We start from the raw sequence: 232 nt of genomic DNA, 5'->3' as shown, positions 1-232 counted from the left end.
GTGTTCCCCATTTACCTCAACACCTACCACGGCATTCGCAACGTCGACCCGGCGTTGGTGGAGATGGCGCGCAGCTACGGCTTGTCGGGCTTCGGCCTGTTCCGCCAAGTCATTCTGCCGGGCGCCTTGCCCTCGATTTTGGTCGGCGTGCGCTTTGCCCTGGGCTTTATGTGGCTGACCCTGATCGTGGCCGAGACCATTTCGGCCAGCTCCGGCATCGGCTACCTGGCCA

The 232-nt window shown here is 62.9% G+C and carries 1 protein-coding gene; it reads left to right on the top strand.

All coding sequences use genetic code 11. From position 1 onward, the window contains the following. Window positions 1–232: ABC transporter permease subunit (locus tag AC0IW9_RS32150; protein ID WP_471652327.1), on the top strand; the 232-nt coding region annotated here is incomplete at both ends.

This window comes from Belnapia sp. AC561, from assembly GCF_979252845.1.
This window is presented reverse-complemented; position numbering and strand designations above follow the sequence as displayed.